The organism is Chitinophaga sp., from assembly GCF_019236475.1.
In the GTDB taxonomy this organism is placed as follows: Bacteria; Bacteroidota; Bacteroidia; order Chitinophagales; family Chitinophagaceae; genus Chitinophaga.
Map to the genome: position 1 here is coordinate 381,755 of NZ_JAFAIX010000004.1, position 18,205 is coordinate 399,959.

An 18,205-nucleotide genomic window follows, 5' to 3' on the forward strand; every position below is an offset into this window, starting at 1 on the left:
ATGAAAAATATACAAACCAGCAAACGTTCATTCATCCTGAAAACCCGTTGGTGGTGGATGATAAATTGCCTTGTATGGATAATGGTATTTCCTTCCTGCCGGAAATTTGTGACAGTGGAGAATCCTCCGGACATCCTGACCAGTGATAAGATATTTACCAGCGACAAATCCGCAACAGCGGCCATGCTCTCTGTTTATATAGATATGATGAATGACCAGTATGGCAGTAATGGTTCTTTTGTCTGTTTTACGATGTCTTCATTAGCTGGTATGTCTGCCGATGAAATGACCTGGACGCAGAACAATACCACTGCGCCATATTACCAGCAATTTTCCGATCATGCCCTTACACCTGATAATAGGTACGTTGGTGCTTTCTGGTCGGATGGGTACCAATATATTTACCGCGCCAATGCCATCATGGAAGGCCTCAGTAGGGCAACAGGTATGACTGATAGTACAAAAGCCCAATTAGGAGGAGAAGCACGGTTTATGAGGGCTTTTTGTTACTTCTACTTGGTGAATCTCTTCGGGGATGTCCCCTTGGTATTAAATACGGACTATAAATCAAATATGAACCGACCAAGAACGCCGGCAGCTACTGTTTGGAATCAGATCATCACGGATTTGAAAGAGGCTGAAACGATGTTGTCGGAGAAATACCCAACCGCTGAAAAGCTGCGTCCTAACCGTTATACCGCTAGTGCATTACTGGCGAGAGCATACCTGTATAATAAACGTTGGGCAGAAGCAGAGACTGAAGCCAGTGCTATCATCAATTCCGGCATCTATGGCACGGTACTCCCTACGCCAGCGCTGGCATTTAAAAAAGAAAGTACAGAAGCGATCTGGCAGTTACAGCCGGTGTATGCTAATGCCAATACACCAGAAGGAGGGCAGTTTCTTACTGCTGCTAATACCCGGCCTAACTATGAATTGTCGCAACAGTTACTGAATGCTTTCGAACCTGGCGACAATCGCAAAACTGCCTGGATTGGATTCAGCAGCAGCGCTAATCCATCCTGGGCCTATCCTGCTAAGTACAAGGCTGGCGCTGGCCCGCTCACGGAATATTATATCGTATTCCGACTGGCGGAACAATACCTGATAAGAGCAGAAGCAAGGGCGCAACAAGGTGGTAAAACGGATTTGGCACAAGCAGATCTAAATGTAGTTCGTAGTCGCGCGGGCTTGCCCAATACCACCGCAGCCGATGGCGCATCCCTATTGCAAGCGGTAGAAAAGGAACGTCAAACTGAGTTTTTCGCCGAGTGGGGACATCGTTGGCTAGATCTGAAAAGAACCAATCGTGCCGCTGCCGTATTACAACCCTTTTCACCTCCAGGCGCCTGGAAACCAGGATCAGTACTGTATCCTATTCCCGACCTGGAAATTAAGGCAAATCCAACGCTCACACAAAATGACGCTTACAATAACTAACAAAAATTACTCGTCTAAATTACTCGACAAATGAAAAAAATAATATTTTCCTCCCTATTGCTCTTGCCAATGGTGATGATGGCACAGGATACTACTTTCACGATTAAAGGTAGCATTAGAAAACTCAATTCGCCTGCAAAAGCTTACCTGTCTTATCGCAATGCAAATGGTCCGGTGCTGGACTCTGTCCTGATGAAGAAAGGGCGGTTTACTTTCAAAGGTGCCGTTACAGATCCTGTAATGGCCATAATTTCCATAGACCATGCTGGAGACGGCTCTCAGAAAGGAATGGATGCTATCACCTGCTATATTGAACGCGGTAGCTTTGAATTGATGGCCAATGACTCCATAAAAAATGCGGTGATTAAAAATTCTCCTATCAATGATGCCTATCATGCTTACCAACAACATTTTGCTTCTATTGATCCGGTGATGAAAAGTCTGGATGCCCGATGGGCACGCGCTACGGATGAAGAGAAAAAAGGTACCGCTCTGCGCGATAGCCTGATGGGAGTGGCTGCTCCGCTCTTTGAGGAGAAGAAAAAACTGCAGCTTGATTTTGTAAAAGCACATCCGGAAAGTTTCTTCAGCCTGCAAGCCTTAAGAGATTATGCCGGCAATAGTATTGATTATGCTACTATTCTGCCGCTTTTTAATAGCTTATCTGCCGCTACTAAAAGCACCAAAGCAGGAGTTGATTTTTCCAAACGATTGGACATCGCCAAGCTTACTGCTGTAGGAGCCAAGGCGCCAGGATTTACACAAAATGATGTTGCTGGTCATCCAGTAAGTTTGTCGGACTTTAATGGCAAATACGTACTGATTGACTTCTGGGCATCTTGGTGTGGCCCTTGCAGGGGTGAAAATCCTAATGTGGTAAAAGTGTATCAGCAGTATAAAGACAAAGGATTTACTGTTTTAGGTATTTCATTGGACCAGAATAAAGAGGCTTGGCAGAAAGCCATCGAAGCGGATAAACTCACTTGGACGCATGTATCTGATCTCAAATACTGGAAAAATGAAGTGGCCCTGCAATATGGTATCAGAAGCATTCCCGCCAATCTGCTATTGGATAAAGAGGGTAAAATCATCGCGAAGGACCTGAGGGGAGAAGCATTAGAGAAAAAGCTGGCAGAATTACTGCCTTAATATTATAATACTATTCGCTCCCATCTGTCGTCCCCGCCTATCGGTAAGGACAATGAAAAAGATCAAAGTACGAAGTGGTTGTAATCTCTTTCCTCTCTGTCGTCCCTGCCCATCGGGCAGGGACGACAAAAAATAAAAAACGGGCAATGACGTCGCAGACGTCATTGCCCGTTTTTTTATACAACCCCATTAAGTATAAATAGCATATAATTATGTCAATATCCTTGTAGTAAAATACTGGGTACTCCCCGAAATTTAGGGTTTCCGTTTTCCTTAATAAATTCCACATGATAATATCATTTAGATGGCTTAATACGCTCCGCTTCATCTGTTGTTTAACCTTATGCTGTTCGATACATTTAGAACTGAGCGCGCAGGATATAGCGGAGCGGGTTATCAGTCGGCATACATCAGTATTTAACACTGTTCCCGCAAAAACGCCTAATAATACCGCTGTAGACGGCCCATTGCTAGGAAACGGTTCCGCCGCCGCCGCGCTGGGAGGGCCTCCAGATCGATTGTCTTTTTACCTGGCAAGAAATGATTTTTGGCGCTTGAAGTCGGCGTTTGATGAATCCTATCCAGCGCCACTTGGCAGCCTGGTAATTCAGATCCCTGCATTGAAATCCGCTACCTATCATGTGGAACAAGATCTTTATAATGCGATCACCACAGGGGATTTTAGGAAGGGGGATACGTCATTGCAAATGGTGGCCTGGGTAGCTGCACAGCAAGATTGGTTAACGATTACATTAAAGAATACCGGACATACTACTCTGACTGGCGAAATCGCATTGTTCCCACCAGAAAAAGGAGACCATCCATTTGCAGATAGTCTTACAAAAGGCGTGGCCCCAGGAGGTATACAATGGTTGAAACGTGGGTTTTACAAGGACGTAGATATAAAAACCAATGCAGGAGCTGCTTTTCGTATAACCGGAAGCGTTTCCGGGAAGATTACCCTACAGCCCGGCGAATCCAGAACAATTATTTGTGCCACTACATCCGGATTCAAAGGAAGTAATGCCACAGACCAAATGATAAAGGCACTACGCCAGGCGAACCAAGCAACGATCAGCACTGTCGAAAAAGCCCATAAAGATTGGTGGCATCGCTTTTGGCATCAAAGCTATGTATCCATCCCTGACGATGTAATTGAAGCGCAATATTACAGATCACAGTACACCATGGCCGCCTGTAGCCGCGATCCTAAATTTCCACCCGGAATATTTGGAACCTGGATCACGCATGAAATTCCCGCCTGGAATGGGGATTATCACCTAAACTATAATTACATCGCTCCATTTTATGCCCTCTATTCCAGCAACCATCTCCAACAAGCAACGCCTTATGAAGCGCCGCTGCTGGATTTCATGGCCAGAGGAAAATATTATTCAACTCGCATTACCGGTATTGCAGACGGTATATTATATCCCGTAGGAATCGGTCCATGCGGTATGGAAACCACGCGGAAAAACGGTATCATGGAACGGCAGCATCCCGGTTATATCTCTGACGGACAAGTAGAAGATGCCGGTCTTTTCTTCGGACAGAAAAGTAATGCGGCCTACGGTGTTACCAATTTGTCTTTTGCATTCTACACTACCTACGACCCAGCATTCACCAAAAGGGTATATCCCTACGTGAAGGCAGTGGCGGAATTTTGGCGAAATTACCTACAACTGGAAAACGGTAGATATATCATAAAAAATGATGCTATCCATGAAGGAACGATCGGCACCGTGAATCCTATCCTCTCTTTGGGATTGGTGAGAATGGTATTCACAACAGCAACGGATATGGCGAAATTCCTGGGGAAAGACAGCCAATTACAAGAACAATGGTTATCCATGCGAGATAAAATGGCGGACTATCCGGAACAAATCATGAACGGTAGAAAGGTGTTCCGATATACGTCTGAAGGTACTGCCTGGTGGGGGGATAATACCCTCGGCATTCAGCATATTTATCCCGCCGGCCAAATTGGACTCGATAGTGATACTGCCTTACTTCATACCGCCTTTAATACTATTGATGTTATGAAGCGCTGGCGCGATTTTAATGGGTCCAATAGCTTTTTCCCTGCTGCGATACGCATCGGCTATCCGGCAGATACTATCTGGAAAGAGCTCCAGGCGTATAGTAAACATACTTATCCGAATGGCTTCCAGCTCAATAACCCACATGGGATTGAAAATTGTAGCACCGTCCCGAATACGGTGAATGAAATGCTTTGCATGTCCAATGGAAAAGGGCTGCGCGTTTTCGCTGGCTGGCCAGAAAATAAAGATGCACAATTTGAAAACTTGCGAGCGAATGGCGCCTTCCTAGTATCGGCTGCTAAAAAGGACCGTCAAGTTATTTATGTGCGGGTGAAAAGTGAAAAAGGGAGACCATTGCAACTGCATAATCCATGGCCTGGCGTGGAGGTGGAAATTCACTCAAATAAGCGTGATACAAGGAAAGCAGCAGGAGAATGGCTAAGTATGCAGACTTTGGCTGGGGAGACGCTGGTACTCCAACCAGTTCCGTCACATTAATCGCCGCAGAAGGAACAACAGTAAAGGTGAAAAATGAGGAAGTAATGGGTAAGCTACTGGAAGTAATTGCTAAAATAATCCAATAACTTTAGTGCTTATGCTAGTACGAAATCGTGCCTGGGATATATCATCCCATCGACCATAATATATGTCCTGACACCTTTGCTGATATTTCCAAAATAAGTAATCAATTGATGGCAACTGTCCAAAATGAAAAAGAGTTATTAAAAGGACTAGCCAGTGGCGATGAAAGCGCTTTCCGGGAAATTTATTTCCTGTATAGCCATCGGCTGTATGGCAATTTGCTAAAGTTGGTAAAATCTGAAACCATCGCACAGGAAATCCTGCAGGAGGTCTTTATTAAAATTTGGGAGCATCGTGCAGGCATAGATATAGAAAAATCTTTTCGTTCTTACCTTTTTCGCATCGCGGAAAATATGGTGTGCAATTTTTACACCAAGGCCGGGCGTCATCAGGCATTATTAAAGAAGCTGGCCAATCACCAAGATGGGGCCTATGCGCATATTGAAGAGGCCATCGTTTCCCGCGAAGAATCCGTATTCCTGGTGCGGGCACTGGCTGCACTGCCGGTGCAACGCCGACAGGTATTTGAGTTGTGTAAGATGGAAGGGAAAAGTTATAATGAAGTCAGTCTCTTATTGGGTATTTCCGTTTCCACCATCAGTGACCATATTGTAAAGGCCAACCGTTTTCTAAGAGAATATGCCCTTAAACACAAGGAACTCCTCATCATTCTGGCACTGGTATTGCCCCTGGCCCGTTAAGGCATCCGTGTCTCCCTAACAACTGAAAATTTTTTTAAAAAATCTTTGCACCCGAGCAGAGGATATTTTTTGTTGGGTTGTAATAGCTATAAACAACAACTTGTTACCAGAAGATAAAGTAAAAGCACTTTTTATTCGTTTTCTAAATAATGACTGTACCGAAGAGGAAACAGCCATGTTGATGCGGGAATTTGCAGGAGAGCAAAACGGAGATATTTTAAAAAGCCTCGTGCGCGCACGTTTGGAGCATATGGAGGGAGAAGAAGATCATTCTGCGGCGGTAGAAGCGGTTTATGAACGGATTACACAACATATACACCAGGAGTCATCCTCGCCAGCGCCTCGCTATTTGCTATGGCGAAGGATAGCGGTAGCCGCATCCATAGGTTTACTCTTGGGACCAGGAAGCCTATGGTTCTTACATCGACAAAAAACGTCGCACCCAATAGTGGCGATTAAACAATCTACAACGGATTTTAGCCCTGGTAGGGAAAAAGCAGTGCTAACCCTCGCCGATGGCAGTACCATCGCATTAGACAGTGCGGGCGTTGGATTACTGGCCCAACAAGGAAATACCAGTGTTACTAGTTTGAAAAACGGCCAATTGATCTATGCAGCCGCAGGGAAACAACAAGAAGTCCTCTTTAACAATATCGCTACGCCCAAAGGTGGTAGCTTCCAGGTGACCCTCTCTGATGGTACCAAAGTATGGCTGAATGCCGCTTCGGCGATACGTTTTCCTACGGTGTTTACCGGACAGCAAAGAGAAGTAGAAGTGAAAGGGGAGGTGTATTTCGAAGTAGCGCAACATGCCTCCATGCCATTTATGGTAAAGAGCGGAAATGCGATGGTGAAAGTATTAGGCACGCAATTCAATGTGAATGCTTACCCGGATGAAACGGAAATGAAAATAACCTTGTTGGCAGGAAAGGTGGCTGTCTCCACCACTGCTGATCAACCAACGCATATACTAACTCCTGGCCAACAAGCGGAAATTAAACCAGACAACAATAATATTTATATAAAAGAAGGAGTGGATTTGGGAGACATCATGGCCTGGAAAGACAACCTGTTCTCTTTTAACAATGCAGATATCAAGACCATCATGCGGCAACTGAGCCGCTGGTATAATATAGAGGTTGAATATGAAGGCACCCCGCCATCACGCGAATTTTCAGGAAAAATCAGCCGAAATACAAATGCTTCCAATGTCATTAGCATATTGGAACAGAGTAATATCCATTTCCGGATGGGAGATGGAAAGATTGTAGTCACTCCTTAATCACCCACTAAAAACCAAAACATGAAAATTTAGTAACCAAAATCTCAACAGGTCAGCTACAATGAAAAACCGGATTCCGTTGGTCCCGGAACCCGGCAAAATGTTGGGCTGATGTTCCACAGCAATCAGATACTGTTTATTCTCTTACCCAAACCTCATCCCGGGGGTAACCGGGATATGCAAATATATGCATTTAACGGCTTGGGGCAACCGTTCCCACAACATGCGGGAACGGAATGTCCTTTATAAAATTTCACGTGTAATGAAACTGGCAATCCTGTTGTTGACCATTGGCGCGTTGCAAGTAAGCGCAAATGGGTTTTCACAGAGTGTAACGCTTGTAGAACACAATGCACGCCTGGAAAATGTGTTTCGAAAAATGGAACAACAAACAGGCTATTATTTCTGGTATGAAGGAAAAGCACTTCGAGGAACAAAAAAAGTAGATCTCAATCTGCAAAATGTTCCTTTGAAACAGGCGCTGGATCAATGTCTGGCGAGCCAACCCTTTTCCTATGTCATTATCGACAAAACAATTGTTATCAAAGACAAAAAAGAAATAGGGCAAGAAAGGGTGGTGGAGACGCACGTCGCCATGGATATTACCGGCACTGTAGTAGATGAATCAGGTAACCCGCTGTTCGGCGCTTCTGTGGGCCTGAAAGGTACTACACTGGGCGCACGCACAGATAGCGCCGGCCGATTCTCTATCCATGCACCCACCGATAACGGCATCCTAGTGGTGTCCTATGTGGGCATGACGGTCCAAGAGGTCCCTGTTTCCGGTAGCAATAGTAACATGAGAATTGTAATGAAGAAGCTGGTGGCCGCCTTGCAGGAAGTAGTAGCCGTAGGATACGGTACCCAGAAAAGACAGGCGATCACCGGATCTGTAGCTACGGCTAATTTAAAACGCTATGAGCAAGTACCGGTGAATAACGTCATTGAAATGGTAAAAGGCGTTATTCCTGGTCTGAATGTGGGCGGCATTAATAAAGCTGGTGACGTAGCTTCGTTTTCCATCCGAGGAACTAACTCCAAAAATGCCGGCAATGATCCGCTGATTGTATTGGATGGGGCCATTTTCAGAGGTTCATTAAGCGATATCGCACCAGCAGATATTGAAAGCTTTACCGTCCTCAAAGACGCTAGCGCTGCTGCTGTTTACGGTTCCCGCTCTGCCAACGGCGTCATTTTGATATCCACCAAAAAAGGGAGTGGTATTAACGGTAAACCCAAATTCACTGTCAACGCCAGCTACGGCTACACGAATGAGTTGAAACCATTACATGTATACGATGCTCCCGGCTATCTGCAACGCGTACTGGATTACAGAGTAGCGAATGGTTTACCTGCTGATCCGAATAATATGGCTACTTACCTGCAACCCATTGAAGCCACTAATTACAACGCTACGCCAGATCATCAGGCTACCTTGAAAGACCCTTACAGCCTATTCCGTCAAGCCGGACAGTCGATGAATGTTACGGCCAGTGTATCCAACCGTACAGATAAAACGGATTACTACATCTCCGGTAATATCATCAAGCAAAAAGGGGTGATTGTAAATGACCTGTATAATCACTATTCTTTGAGGGTGCGGGTTGGAACAGATTTGACGAAATGGTTCAACTTAGGGATCAATGCCTACTATAGTCTGAAAGACTACCCCGGCGCCACTATCTACGGATTGAGCGGTGGCGGCAGTTCCAGCAGCCCTTATCAGTTCAGTCCTTATGCAACCCTGAAAGGCCCAGATGGTAGTTATCTCCAGTTTCCACAAACGACGACTTCCTTTAACAGTCCTTACTGGCAAATTCCTAATCAAATATATAACCGCCAGAATAGCCTGAATGGTATACTCACAGCGGTGATCAAAGCGCCTTGGGTACAGGGCCTGTCCTATAATTTAACGACTGCCATTACCCAAAACTGGAATGAAAACGGTTCCTTCTACGGGCTACAAACTGTTAACGGCCTGCCGAAGAATGGTACGGGAGACGTGAACTATAACAGGAATACCAACATCTTAGTAGATCAGTTGATAAAATATAACCGCACTTTCGGCGACCATAGCATCGATGCTACCTTGCTGTATTCCATGGAAGACTATCGCGTATTTCTGCAGAGTTCCCATGGTGAAAATTTCAATGACCCTTCTTTGGGCATCTATGGCTTAAGCAAAGCCCAAACGCAAACAGTGAACACCGGTGGTACCCAAACTGCTGCTATTGGTGAAATGGGCCGATTGACGTATAGTTATAAAGAGAAATATGCTATTACAGGTACGGTTCGCCGAGATGGTTTCTCTGCTTTCAGTGAAAACCATAAGTATGGGGTATTCTCCTCTGTGGGCGCCAATTGGCAGTTATCAAAAGAACGATTCATGAACAGCTTGACGTTCCTGGATAACTTGGCGTTAAGGGCTTCTTATGGTACCAATGGTAACCAGTCTATTTCTCCATATGGTACACTGGCGAGAATGGGCAACTCCAAATATTTCTATAACGGTAGTACATTCGTAGTAACGCAATCCGTGAGCTCCCTTGGTAATAGCGACTTAAAATGGGAGTATACCAAAGGCGTAAACCTGGGAGTGGACTTTGCTGTCCTCCATAACCGCCTCACTGGCCAGATTGACTGGTACAGCAAGAAAACACATAACCTCATATTCCCGCTGACTATACCTTCCACCTCCGGGTTCGGACAAATCAACACCAACCTGGGAAGTATAGGCAATAAAGGTATTGAAATCAGCCTGACCTCGGAGAATGTCCGCACGCCTAACTTTGGCTGGATGTCGAACGTAGCTTTTGCACGTAACTGGAATAAACTGATTACGGCCTACGGCCCCGATCCGAAAACAGGCATAGAGGCAGACAGGCCCTCAGATGGTTTGTTTATCGGTAAACCACTTGGTACCATTTACGGATATAAGGTCATCGGCATGTGGCAACAGGCAGATAAAGATAATGGCACCATCATGGCCGGCATGGCGCCAGGCACCTATAAATTACTGGATGTAAACCATGATGGCAAAATTACCTCCGATAGTGACCGGGTATTTTTAGGAAATTCAAGAGTAAGATTCACTTGGAGCTTCACGAATACCTTCCGCTATAAGGATTTCTCACTGATGGTGTACGTGTATTCCCTCTGGGGCGGCAACGGCTACTTCCTCTCTGGGAGCAATACGCCCTATAATGATGGATACGCCAACAATCCAGCTATTAATCACATCGTTTATGATTACTGGACACCTACCAATACAAATGCCATGTTCCCTCGTATGAACTATGGAAATGCGGCGGCTTATAAAGGCGTAAAATATTTCGACAGAAGCTTTATCAAACTACAGAAAATTTCACTCACCTATGATTTCACCAAGTTGGTGAAACGGTACGGTATTCATGGCCTCTCTTTCTCCGTAAGTGCAGATAACCTGTTTACCTATGCGCCACATTGGGTAGGACTGGACCCCGAAACCGACAACGGTTTTACGGATGGCTCTATTCCATCGCTGAGAAATATTATGGGGGTATTCACCTTAAACTTTTAGTTATGAAGCAACTGATTTTTGCCACTATAACACTCCTTTCGCTAAGTTTTATATCCTGTAAGAAATCCTTGCAGGAAGTGCCGCTGGATTTTTACAGCCCAGAGAATTCCTATACGAATAAAGCACAATTTGAATCTGCATTGGCAGATATCTACCTGCGCGTGCGCACCTATTTCTACGCCAATTCGGATTCCCCCGAAAACTACGATATGTTGGGCTACGATGCGGATTTTGCGAATAACTTGGGAGGAACGAATACGGTGGTTCCTTTTTTCAGATGGAATACAATTAACGCCGATAACGGTTTTTCCAATAAATGGTGGAGCCGTTTGTATGCTATCATTGCCCAGACGAATATTATAATAAGTCGCGCAGACCTGCCTGCCGCCAATTGGAAATCAGAGGCGGATAAAAATGCTATCGTAGGCGAAGCCAAATTTCTACGGGCATTTGCTTACCATTTCCTGGCCAATATGTGGGGAGATGTACCAATTGTATTAGAGGAGACGAAAGTCCCTAAATTTGACTATGTACAATCCAAACGGGCCGATGTTTATCAGCAGTGTAAAGCTGATCTTACTTTTGCCGTTCAATGGATACCGTATATTAATGCGCAAACTTCTGGTAGAGCTCCCAGAGAAGCGGCCTTTCATCTATTGAGTGAAGTGGATATCGCGTTACAAGATTATCCAGGCGCCATCAAAGCGGCGGACTCAGTGATCCTGGGTGGAAACTGTCACTTGATGCTATCGCGGTTTGGTAAATGGACCAACTTCAGCACCAATGCCCCTACCTATCAAGGCGCTTATAAACCTTGGGGGGATGTGTACTTCGACTTATTCCAAGATGGTAATTTTAACTTCAAAGAAGGGAACGCGGAAGCCATTTGGAATATAGAGCAAAGTCCAACGATCATGGGCGGCGATAACACCGATGTAAATGGCGCTGGTGGCCTATTTGTAATGGAAAGATGGTGGGGCCCCAATTCTTGGTCCTTAACAGATCTGAACAATGTTCCTAATTTCCTGGAAGATACCCTCATGGGAAGACCTGTTGGTAATCTAACCGCCACTAAGTACGCCGATAGTCTTATCTGGCAGTATAAAGGTGATTGGAATAGAGATATCAGGAATTCTCAATATAATATCATCCGCACCTATTACTGGCGTAATCCAACAAGTGCCTTCTACGGACAACCCATGACCTTAGCTAATGTGCGCGATCCGGCACGTTTCCGGGCAGGATGTGCGCCCACTTTTATCAAAGGAGTAGGAGTAGTACATTACAGGAAATTTCAAGATGCTACCAGCAAACAATGGCACGACAACGGCCGTACCTACAAATGCTGGTACATCATGCGGATGGCGGAAACCTACCTGCTGCGAGCAGAAGCTAAGCTAAACGCAGGCGATGTAGCCGGTGCGGCGGATGATATCAACTTCGTGAGAAAGCGGGCAAACGCAACACTGGTTACTGGCGGTGATGTAAACATTGACCTGATACTCGATGAACGTGCACGGGAATTATACATGGAAGAATTCAGACTGAATACCCTGATGCGCTTAGGGAAACTGGCTGAATATTTGACGAAATATAATGGCGACGTTATTGAAAATAATTATAAACCCGATCCGAAAGTAAACAGGATGCCAATTCCTACCGCCGTGATAGAAGCGAATTCCGGCGCGAAGATGGTACAGAATCCTGGGTATTAAGCATCCGGTAACAGTTGGCCATCCTGATTCCTGCAATCGGGATGGCCACTTTCCTCTTTCAAATCAGTATTTTAATAAGATGTACAGACTATTCTTTTTCTTGGTTTCATTGCTTACAGCCATTGAAACCTTTGGACAAACTTTAACATCGCCAGATGGAAAGATCTCTTTTCGTGTAGCCGTTACCGATGGTGTGATCCATTACGATGTCACCTATCAGCAACAGGATATTATTAAGCAATCGGTGCTGGGAGTAGAAGGCTGGCAGAACGGGTTGAAACTTCAGTCTGTAAAGGCGTCTGCGAAAGATGAATACTGGAAGCCGGTGTATGGAGAGCGCAATCGTATCCATGACCATTATCGTGCATTGACCTTTACTTTCATGAAAAACAACAACACGCATGATGTAATGGAATTGGAGGCACGCGCTTACAATGAAGGCATTGCTTTCCGTTATAGCTTTCCTAAGCAAGCCGGCAGCAAGTCGATGTCCATTAGCCAGGATGGAACGGAGTTTTCCTTTCCAGCAGGCACCAAAGCATGGTTCACAGATCATGCGCAGGGATCTTACAAGCTGCTATCCTTGGACAAATGGCCAGGAGAGGCAGAGCGTCCGTTAACGCTGCAATTACCCAACGGCCTTTATGCAGCATTGGCAGAAGCAGCCGTAGTGGACTACTGTAGAACGAAATTTATATTAGCACCAGGCAAACCCAATACTATCGCTTGTGCCATGTATGATAAAGTGACGTTGCCAATGCCATTTGTGACACCTTGGAGAGTAATTATGCTAGCTACAAAAGCCACTGCCTTGTTGCAAAATGATGATCTCCTCCTAAATCTCAATGCGCCATGTGCCATTAAACAGACGGCCTGGATCAAACCGGGTAAAGTGATAAGGGAAATGTCTTTGTCTACCGCAGGTGCGAAGAAAGTAGTCGATTTTGCGGAAAAGCGTCATTTGCAATATGTACATTTCGATGCAGGCTGGTATGGTGCTGAAGAAGATACGGCTTCAGATGCAACCCACGTAAATGTGGACCCCGCACGTAATCCTGTTAATGACCTGAACATGGAGGAAGTGGTGCGCTATGCTAAGCAAAAAGGGATAGGCGTTTGGGTATATGTCAATAAAAAAGCGCTAGGAAAGCAATTGGATGACATACTGCCATTGTATGAGAAATGGGGCATCGCAGGGATTAAATTTGGCTTTGTAAATGTAGGCTCCTTCCAGTGGACCAAATGGCTCCATGATGCGGTGAAAAAATGTGCGCAGCATCATTTGTTGGTGGATATCCATGATGAATACAGACCTACAGGCTTCAGCAGAACCTATCCGAATTTACTGACGCAAGAAGGCGTTAGAGGAAATGAAGAAATGCCGGACGCAAACAATAACGCCACATTGCCTTTTACCCGCTTCCTATGCGGTGCCGCAGATTATACCATCTGCTACTATCACCGACCAGAGCTTAAAAAACGCTTAGCGGAAACACAGAATTCAAGAGTGCTGAAAACAACGTCGGTGCATCAAATGGCTTTATCTGTTGTGTATTATAGCCCACTGCAATTTATGTATTGGTACGATAAACCGGAAGATTCCCAAGATGAACCGGAACTGGATTTCTTCGATCGAGTACCCACCGTTTGGGATGATACCCAGGTATTAGATGGAGAAATTGGGCAATATATTACCATCGCCCGCAAACACAATAAGGAATGGTTTGTAGGAAGCATTACGAACAATGATGCGAGAGACCTACATATTAATTGTTCTTTCCTTTCGCCTGGAAAAAAATATAAAGCCACTATTTATTACGATGATCCTGCGTCGGCAGTACGCACAAAGGTATCCGTCAAATCTATCACCGTGGATGCTTCCACTGTTTTAGACAGTCATTTACTACCTTCCGGTGGACAGGCCATCTTACTAACACCACTTAACTAAAATTATAAGTTAGAACAGGAACAATGAAAAAAATATATGGATGCATTTGCGCGGTATTTTTGGTAATGATAGTATCGCATGTTGCTGCGCAACAGCAGGCGCCTAACTGGGAACAACTGAGCAAAGAGTACCGCTTCCCTAAATGGTTTACCGAAGCTAAATTGGGTATTTGGGTGCATTGGGGCGCTCAATCATTGCCAGATAGTGGTGGTGGCTGGTATGCGCGACATATGTACATGCAAGATGTTGGCAATCAAAAATTCGGCGCAAATGCCTATCCATATCACCTCCGTCATTTTGGTCATCCTTCGGAGAAGGGATTTAAAGATGTGATCCATGAATGGAAGGCGGAACGCCTGAATACCGATAGCCTAATGCGTTACTTTAAACATATCGGCGCCAGGTATTTTGTTGCGCTAGCGAGCCATCATGACCATTTTGATAATTTTAATTCTACCTATCATGCATGGAATACCGTGAATGTAGGCCCGCATAAAGATATCATCGGACTATTCCGCCAATCAGCCACTAAATATCATATGCCCTTTGGCGTTAGTTCGCATGACGACCGATTTATGAGTTGGTGGTTGCCGGCTTTTGGCGCAGATACTTCCGGCCCTAAAAAAGGCGTGAAATATGATGGCTACCTCACCAAAGCCGATGGCGTTGGTAAATGGTGGGAGGGATTGGATCCTGCAGATCTATACGGACTTCCTCCTGAAAAAAGAACACCGGAATGGATAGAAAGTGTAAAAAAGAACTGGCTGGATCGTCATGTGGAGCTGGTAACGAAATATGATGTGGACATGCTGTGGTTCGATGGATATGGCTTCCCGTACGGCAATTATGGGAAGGAGGCAAGTACGAAATTCTTGCAACAGCACCTGCAAAAACATCATAACCTGTCGGTAGTAGTAGCCGGGAAAATTCAAGAGGAACCCATGGTATTGCGGGATATTGAGCGCGGCGGCTCCGCAGTGATATTGCCATATCCTTGGCAAGGTACCATGACCTTCACACATTGGTTCTACAAAAAAGAAATTCCTTCCCGCCACAATGCCAGAACCGTGATCGAGTCTTTTACAGATATGATTAGCAAAAACGGAAATCTGTTGTTAAACGTGGAATTATTACCAGACGGTACTATCCCTGCAGATCATAAATTAATATTGGATACCATCGGATGGTGGATGAACCGTAATAAAGAAGCGATCTACGGATCAAGCCCATGGCAAACTTTCGGCGATAACTTTCATGGAATACAGCGTAAAAGAGATGTTAGTATAACAGATGCGGAAGCTGCACAACAACACGGTACTGCGGAGGATTTCAATGAAAGAACAATTAAAAGTCCAATGTATTCCAACCAGGAAGTACGATTTACGGTGAATAAAGGTAATCTCTATGTGTTTGTATTAAACCCTACTGGTGGTAATCTGCTGATTCCTGCACTGGGCCTGACTTCAACGTACCACCCTGGGAACATCCGAAAGGTATCGCTATTAGGTAGTAAACAAAAAATAGCTTTTAAACAGGATGAGGAAGGATTACAAATAACCGTGCCTTCGGAAGCTGGTGAAGGATACACGGCTGTGTTTAAAATAGAAGGCAAGCATTTTTCACAGCGTTGAATGGTAAGCAGTTACTAATTATCAGGCAACTGTAAATCTACAGTTGCCTGATATTTTTCATTGGATTTGATTTTATAATATCGGGAGACACGTACCACACCATCTTCCACCCCTTCATTAAGCGCCGCCAGAAATCGTCAGTATAACTAATATTCGGCATCTAGATAAGTTTGGTGATATCCCCTTCACGAGTGCTGACTGTCTCAATATCAATTCTTTTTATAATGTATGGGAGAAATAACCATATTATTATTTTATGTTATAAAAAATATATTATTATTTGTTCTCGATTGAGAGCGTGTTTGTTTAACGTTTGATGATCCTATAATATGTAATGTCGGGAACAACGCACGCCCGTAGCAGGAGTAAATGGCAGTAATTATTATTTATTCTGTTCAGTAAGAAATCCCTTGAAACCTTGAATCATTTTTTACCCAAGTACCTGTTTGTTACTGTTGCCCTTTTCTTAGCTTGCCTGGTAAATACTTCCGGTCAAGACCTCGGAAGAATAGGAAAAGAAAATCCACTGAAAGTTTCAGGAGGAGTGGCTGCCAATTCAATCTTTTATGCTTCCAACAATGAAGATCGCAGAGCACCTTTCAGCTACTATCTAAGCGGCAATATCAATTTTTCTTTATACGGCTGGAATATCCCTTTCACCTTTGCCTATTCTAACCGAAATTTCAGCTATACACAACCATTTAACCAATATAGCGTAAACCCTACCTATAAATGGGTGACCCTACATCTAGGCTGGACATCCGCCACCTTCTCACCTTACTCGGTGAACGGCCATCAGTTTCTCGGAGTAGCGGCAGATCTAGCGCCACCAGGGAGATTCAAGTACAGTATACTCTATGGCCGCTTTCAAAAAGCAATAGGCCCCGATTCCCTCCAAACCTTCAACCAACCCGCCTATAAAAGAATGGGAATGGGCGCAAAGATCGCCTACGAATATGAAGGCTATAACCTCTCTATGAGCATCTTCCGCGCAAAAGATGATACGAATTCGATAGACCTCCCAAAGCGAGCTACCATGCAATCCATGGATATCAAACCCCAAGAAAATATTGTAGTGGACTTCGCAGGGGCTGTACCCATTCGCAAATATTTGAAACTGCAAATGGAATACGCTGTCAGCAGTTTAACAGGCGATATGCATGCCGGAAAAGACAGCACCAGCAACGGCCACTTCCTGACAACTGCGTTTATGCCTAACCGTTTGTCCACGTCTTCGAACACTGCTTTCAGAGCAGGACTGAACTATGCCAAAGGGGCTTTCAGCGCTGGTTTCGGCTTTGAAAGAATTGATCCCCTCTACAGAACCCTCGGATCTTACTACAACAATAACGACTACCAAAATATGACGATGAACTTTTCCCAAACACTGTTCAAGGGAAGAGTAGCCATAGGCGGCAATGCGGGCGTACAACAAGATGATTTAAACAATCGCAAAGCCAGCGCTATGAAACGCTTCGTCGGTGGACTCAACCTCAGTTGGCAAGCCAGTGATAAACTCCAACTGGATGGTTCTTACAGCAACTTTCAATCTTTTACCAATATCAAATCACAGTTTGCCTTGCTCAACCAGGTGACGCCTTATGAAAACCTGGATACACTCAATTTTACACAACTATCCCAACAGGCAAATGCAAACCTGAACTACCAAATTGGTAAGAGCAAAAAGAAAAGACAACAACTCAACCTAAATGTTTCCCTCCAAACAGCGGCAGACAAACAAGGAGATACGAAAGCTGCTACCGGAGGCACTAATTTCTATAATGGGGTGGCTTCCTATAATGTGGCCCTCACCAAATCAGCGGTTACTTTCAGCAGCGCTTTCAATATCAGCTACAATAGTTTACCAGAAGCCACATCGACCACCTGGGGCGGCACCCTGGCTTTCGGTAAACCCTTCTTTAATAAACAATTGAAAACAAATTATTCGGTATCCTATAATACTAGCAGTGCCAACGCAATGCAACAGGTGCAAGTATGGAATCTGAGAGGAAATGCGAGCTACGCATTCATGAAAAAACATCACTTCAATTTGTCGCTGGTAACACTGCTCCGGGAGAATAAACAGCAACGAATCGGGCCAGCCCGACTCACAGAATTAACCACTACCGTTGGCTACAATTATAGTTTTTAATGCG

10 protein-coding genes are annotated in these 18,205 nt (G+C 44.7%); all 10 read left to right on the top strand.

Annotation, left to right across the window (positions count from 1 at the left end; genetic code table 11):
* The 10 genes from JO154_RS05615 to JO154_RS05660 all read left to right on the top strand — a co-directional run bounded on the left by JO154_RS05615 (position 1) and on the right by JO154_RS05660 (position 18,201).
* Positions 1-1,440 carry a RagB/SusD family nutrient uptake outer membrane protein gene (locus tag JO154_RS05615; protein ID WP_291942686.1) on the top strand — a complete coding sequence of 480 codons (1,440 nt, stop codon included), beginning with the start codon at positions 1-3 and terminating at the stop codon, positions 1,438-1,440.
* 30 nt (positions 1,441-1,470) lie between these two features.
* The gene (locus JO154_RS05620) at positions 1,471-2,589 is read left to right on the top strand and encodes a TlpA disulfide reductase family protein (protein ID WP_291942688.1); all 1,119 of its coding nucleotides are present in this window, start codon (positions 1,471-1,473) and stop codon (positions 2,587-2,589) included.
* 287 nt (positions 2,590-2,876) lie between these two features.
* Positions 2,877-5,129, top strand: a complete 2,253-nt coding sequence (locus JO154_RS05625; protein ID WP_291942690.1) for a hypothetical protein — start codon at positions 2,877-2,879, stop codon at positions 5,127-5,129.
* A gap of 194 nt (positions 5,130-5,323) precedes the next feature.
* Entirely contained in the window at positions 5,324-5,914 is a 591-nt protein-coding gene (locus JO154_RS05630; protein WP_291942692.1) for a sigma-70 family RNA polymerase sigma factor, read from the top strand.
* Positions 5,915-6,014: 100 nt separating this feature from the next.
* The gene (locus JO154_RS05635) at positions 6,015-7,196 is read left to right on the top strand and encodes a FecR family protein (RefSeq protein WP_291942694.1); all 1,182 of its coding nucleotides are present in this window, start codon (positions 6,015-6,017) and stop codon (positions 7,194-7,196) included.
* A 262-nt stretch (positions 7,197-7,458) separates the two neighbouring features.
* Positions 7,459-10,755 carry a SusC/RagA family TonB-linked outer membrane protein gene (locus tag JO154_RS05640; protein ID WP_291942695.1) on the top strand — a complete coding sequence of 1,099 codons (3,297 nt, stop codon included), beginning with the start codon at positions 7,459-7,461 and terminating at the stop codon, positions 10,753-10,755.
* Between the two features lie 2 nt (positions 10,756-10,757).
* The gene (locus tag JO154_RS05645) at positions 10,758-12,470 is read left to right on the top strand and encodes a RagB/SusD family nutrient uptake outer membrane protein (RefSeq protein ID WP_291942697.1); all 1,713 of its coding nucleotides are present in this window, start codon (positions 10,758-10,760) and stop codon (positions 12,468-12,470) included.
* A gap of 79 nt (positions 12,471-12,549) precedes the next feature.
* Positions 12,550-14,418 carry a glycoside hydrolase family 97 protein gene (locus JO154_RS05650; protein ID WP_291942699.1) on the top strand — a complete coding sequence of 623 codons (1,869 nt, stop codon included), beginning with the start codon at positions 12,550-12,552 and terminating at the stop codon, positions 14,416-14,418.
* A 65-nt stretch (positions 14,419-14,483) separates the two neighbouring features.
* Positions 14,484-16,049: an alpha-L-fucosidase gene (locus JO154_RS05655; RefSeq protein WP_291942702.1), complete on the top strand. Its 1,566-nt coding sequence runs from the start codon at positions 14,484-14,486 to the stop codon at positions 16,047-16,049.
* A 418-nt stretch (positions 16,050-16,467) separates the two neighbouring features.
* Entirely contained in the window at positions 16,468-18,201 is a 1,734-nt protein-coding gene (locus tag JO154_RS05660; RefSeq protein ID WP_291942704.1) for a hypothetical protein, read from the top strand.
* The last annotated feature ends 4 nt before the right edge of the window (positions 18,202-18,205 follow it).

Coding starts and splice junctions, on each gene's coding strand:
- JO154_RS05615 (WP_291942686.1), top strand. CDS start 1: ATGAAAAATATACAAACCAGCAAACGTTCATTCATCCTGAAAACCCGT.
- JO154_RS05620 (WP_291942688.1), top strand. CDS start 1,471: ATGAAAAAAATAATATTTTCCTCCCTATTGCTCTTGCCAATGGTGATG.
- JO154_RS05625 (WP_291942690.1), top strand. CDS start 2,877: ATGATAATATCATTTAGATGGCTTAATACGCTCCGCTTCATCTGTTGT.
- JO154_RS05630 (WP_291942692.1), top strand. CDS start 5,324: ATGGCAACTGTCCAAAATGAAAAAGAGTTATTAAAAGGACTAGCCAGT.
- JO154_RS05640 (WP_291942695.1), top strand. CDS start 7,459: ATGAAACTGGCAATCCTGTTGTTGACCATTGGCGCGTTGCAAGTAAGC.
- JO154_RS05645 (WP_291942697.1), top strand. CDS start 10,758: ATGAAGCAACTGATTTTTGCCACTATAACACTCCTTTCGCTAAGTTTT.
- JO154_RS05650 (WP_291942699.1), top strand. CDS start 12,550: ATGTACAGACTATTCTTTTTCTTGGTTTCATTGCTTACAGCCATTGAA.
- JO154_RS05655 (WP_291942702.1), top strand. CDS start 14,484: ATGATAGTATCGCATGTTGCTGCGCAACAGCAGGCGCCTAACTGGGAA.